This is a genomic window from Pseudomonas sp. NPDC078416, from assembly GCF_050268485.1.
In the GTDB taxonomy this organism is placed as follows: domain Bacteria; phylum Pseudomonadota; class Gammaproteobacteria; order Pseudomonadales; family Pseudomonadaceae; genus Aquipseudomonas.
Genome location: NZ_JBNNGV010000064.1, coordinates 1 through 4,054, shown reverse-complemented (window position 1 = coordinate 4,054; position 4,054 = coordinate 1). Strand labels below are relative to the sequence as shown.

Genomic DNA, 4,054 nt, shown 5'->3' with positions numbered 1-4,054 from the left:
TGATCCTGGGCGGTTACGAAATCGACCTGGTTGCGCCGTGCGAGCAGGTGATGCCCACGTTGCTGCACCCTGCAGCTGCCGCAGCGGTACAGGCCCGAAACCAAAATCAAGAAGCTTTCCAAGCGCCTGAAGTTGATGGAAGCCTTCCAGGGTTCCGGCAACCTTCCAGAGTGGATGGTGTTGACCGTTTTGCCGGTTCTGCCGCCAGACCTGCGTCCATTGGTCCCATTGGATGGTGGTCGTTTCGCGACCTCCGACCTCAACGATCTCTATCGTCGGGTCATCAACCGTAACAACCGTTTGAAGCGTCTGCTGGATCTGTCTGCTCCTGACATCATCGTGCGCAACGAAAAGCGCATGCTGCAGGAAGCTGTGGATGCGTTGCTTGATAACGGTCGCCGCGGTCGCGCCATCACGGGTTCGAACAAGCGTCCTCTGAAATCCCTGGCTGACATGATCAAGGGTAAGCAGGGCCGTTTCCGTCAGAACTTGCTCGGTAAGCGTGTTGACTACTCTGGCCGTTCGGTAATTACCGTAGGCCCGACCCTGCGTTTGCACCAGTGCGGTCTGCCGAAGAAGATGGCACTTGAGCTGTTCAAGCCGTTCATTTTCGGCAAGCTCGAAATGCGTGGTCTCGCTACCACCATCAAAGCTGCCAAGAAGATGGTCGAGCGCGAGCTGCCAGAAGTATGGGACGTTCTCGCCGAAGTCATTCGCGAACACCCAGTGCTCCTGAACCGTGCACCGACGCTTCACCGTCTGGGTATCCAGGCGTTTGAGCCAGTTCTCATCGAAGGTAAGGCGATCCAGCTGCACCCGTTGGTTTGTGCGGCATACAACGCCGACTTCGACGGCGACCAGATGGCTGTCCACGTGCCGCTTACGCTGGAAGCCCAGCTTGAAGCGCGTGCGCTGATGATGTCGACCAACAACATTCTGTCGCCAGCGAACGGTGAACCAATCATCGTTCCTTCGCAGGACGTTGTACTGGGTCTGTACTACATGACCCGTGAAGCGATCAATGCCAAAGGCGAAGGTCGTGTGTTCGCGGATCTGCAGGAAGTTGACCGTGTATTCCGTGCTGGCGAAGCCGCTCTGCATGCAAAAGTGAAAGTGCGCATCAACGAAACGATCAACGATCGTGACGGTGGCAGTGTCAAGAACACCCGTATCGTCGACACAACCGTCGGCCGTGCGCTGCTGTTTCAGGTGGTTCCAGCCGGCCTGTCATATGACGTCGTCAACCAGCCGATGAAGAAGAAAGCGATCTCCAAGCTGATCAACCAGTGCTATCGCGTGGTTGGCCTGAAAGAGACTGTTATCTTCGCTGACCAGTTGATGTACACCGGTTTTGCCTACTCGACGATCTCGGGTGTTTCCATCGGCGTTAACGACTTCGTTATCCCTGATGAAAAAGCTCGCATCATCGACGCCGCAACCGATGAAGTGAAAGAGATCGAAAGTCAGTACGCCTCCGGCCTGGTTACCCAGGGCGAAAAGTACAACAAGGTGATCGACCTCTGGTCCAAGGCCAACGATGAAGTCTCGAAAGCGATGATGTCGAACCTCTCGAAAGAGAAGGTTGTCGATCGTCACGGCGAGACTGTTGACCAGGAATCCTTCAACTCGATGTACATGATGGCCGACTCTGGTGCGCGGGGTTCCGCAGCACAGATTCGTCAGTTGGCAGGTATGCGTGGTCTGATGGCCAAGCCGGATGGCTCGATCATCGAGACGCCGATCACTGCGAACTTCCGTGAAGGTCTGAGCGTACTTCAGTACTTCATCTCGACCCACGGTGCTCGTAAGGGTCTTGCGGATACCGCGTTGAAAACCGCGAACTCCGGTTACCTGACTCGTCGTCTCGTGGATGTGGCACAGGATCTGGTCGTTACCGAGGTTGACTGCGGTACCGAGCACGGTCTGGTAATGACGCCGCACATTGAAGGCGGTGATGTCGTAGAACCGTTGGGCGAACGCGTACTGGGTCGAGTGATCGCCCGTGACGTATTCAAGCCAGGCACCGAAGACGTCATCGTTCCAGGCGGTACGCTGGTTGACGAGAAGTGGGTTGAATTCATCGAGCTGAACAGCATCGACGAAGTGATCGTACGCTCTCCGATCAGCTGTGAAACGCGTTTCGGTATCTGCGCCAAGTGCTACGGCCGTGATCTGGCGCGCGGTCACCAGGTGAACATCGGTGAAGCTGTCGGCGTTATCGCTGCGCAGTCGATCGGTGAGCCGGGTACCCAGTTGACAATGCGTACGTTCCACATCGGTGGTGCGGCAAGCCGTACTTCTGCTGCGGACAGTGTCCAGGTCAAGAACGGCGGTATCGTTCGTCTGCACAACCTGAAGCATGTTGAGCGTCTTGACGGTCACTTGGTTGCGGTTTCGCGTTCGGGTGAGCTGGCAATCGCCGACGAGTTCGGTCGTGAGCGCGAGCGCTACAAGCTGCCGTATGGTGCTGTGATTCTGGTCAAGGAAGGTGACAAGGTCGACGCTGGGTCCATCGTGGCCAAGTGGGATCCACACACTCACCCAATCGTCACCGAGATGAAAGGTACCGTGACCTACGTGGGCATGGAGGAAGGTATTACGATCAAGCGCCAGACCGACGAATTGACCGGTTTGACGAACATCGAAGTACTGGATGCCAAAGATCGTCCTGCAGCAGGTAAAGACATTCGTCCTGCGGTCAAGATGGTTGGTGTTGATGGCAAGGATCTGCTGTTGCCGGGTACCGACGTACCTGCTCAGTACTTCCTGCCGGCGAACGCCCTCGTCGGTGTTGCGGATGGTGTGCAAGTGGGTGTGGGTGACGTTATCGCCCGTATTCCGCAAGAGACCTCCAAGACTCGTGACATCACCGGTGGTCTGCCCCGCGTTGCCGACTTGTTCGAAGCGCGTCGCCCTAAAGAAGCATCGATCCTGGCTGAAGTCAGCGGTACTATCGCGTTCGGTAAAGAGACCAAAGGCAAGCGCCGTCTGGTTATCACGCCAAACGATGGTACCGATCCGTACGAGGAGTTGATTCCGAAGTGGCGTCACCTGAACGTCTTCGAAGGTGAGCAGGTCAGCCGTGGTGAGGTTATCTCCGACGGTCCTAGCGATCCGCACGATATCCTGCGTCTATTGGGTGTCAGCGCGCTGGCGAAATACATCGTCAACGAGATTCAGGACGTTTACCGCCTGCAAGGCGTGAAGATCAACGACAAGCACATCGAGACGATCCTTCGCCAGATGCTGCGTAAAGTCGAGATCGCTGAGTCGGGCGACTCCAGCTTCATCAAGGGCGACCAGATGGAGTTGACGCACGTACTGGTTGAAAACGAGCGCCTGGCAGCCGACGAGAAGTTTGTTTCCAAATTCACTCGTGTGTTGCTTGGTATCACAAAGGCCTCGCTGTCCACTGAATCGTTCATCTCGGCGGCCTCCTTCCAGGAGACCACCCGCGTATTGACCGAAGCGGCGGTTACCGGCAAGCGCGATTACCTGCGCGGCCTGAAAGAAAACGTGGTTGTGGGTCGTCTGATCCCCGCAGGTACCGGTCTGGCCTATCACAGCGAGCGCAAGCGTCGTCGTGAAGCTGATAAACCGATGCGTGTAAGTGCGAGCGAAGTTGAAGCCGCGCTGACCGAAGCGTTGAACTCAAGCAGTAATTGAGAGTAGGGCCCCGATTTTCATGGTCATTGGTCTTACCCGGTTTCGACGGGTGGCCGGTGGCTGTGGACATCGGGGCTTTGCCTTGACTGGGGGCAGGATCCTCTTTAGACTCTTGTACCCCTAAATCTGGCGGGACGTATGTCCTGCCATTTTGCTTTTCTTGTAAGACAATAGCGTCGCAAGACAACAGTGGAGCTAGTAGATGGCAACTATCAACCAGCTGGTACGTCAGCCGCGTAAGCGTATCGTCGAGAAATCCGACGTACCTGCGCTGCAGAACTGCCCGCAGCGTCGTGGCGCCTGCACGGGGCGAGGTGCTTTCTCACGCGTAATGGGGATAGAGCGAACACCGCTTTTCCCTGTGGGAACCGGCTTGCTGGCGAACGCG

Annotated in this window: 3 pseudogenes; all 3 read left to right on the top strand. The window is 56.5% G+C overall.

Annotated elements, in window-relative coordinates:
* Nucleotides 1-95, top strand: a pseudogene (locus ACQKEN_RS25285) (hypothetical protein); the annotation flags it as partial.
* Nucleotides 91-3,666 (top strand): annotated as a pseudogene (gene rpoC, locus ACQKEN_RS25280) (DNA-directed RNA polymerase subunit beta'); the annotation flags it as partial. The pseudogenes ACQKEN_RS25285 and rpoC, both read left to right, overlap by 5 nt.
* Nucleotides 3,667-3,868: 202 nt before the next feature.
* Nucleotides 3,869-4,054: pseudogene (locus tag ACQKEN_RS25275) on the top strand (hypothetical protein); the annotation flags it as partial.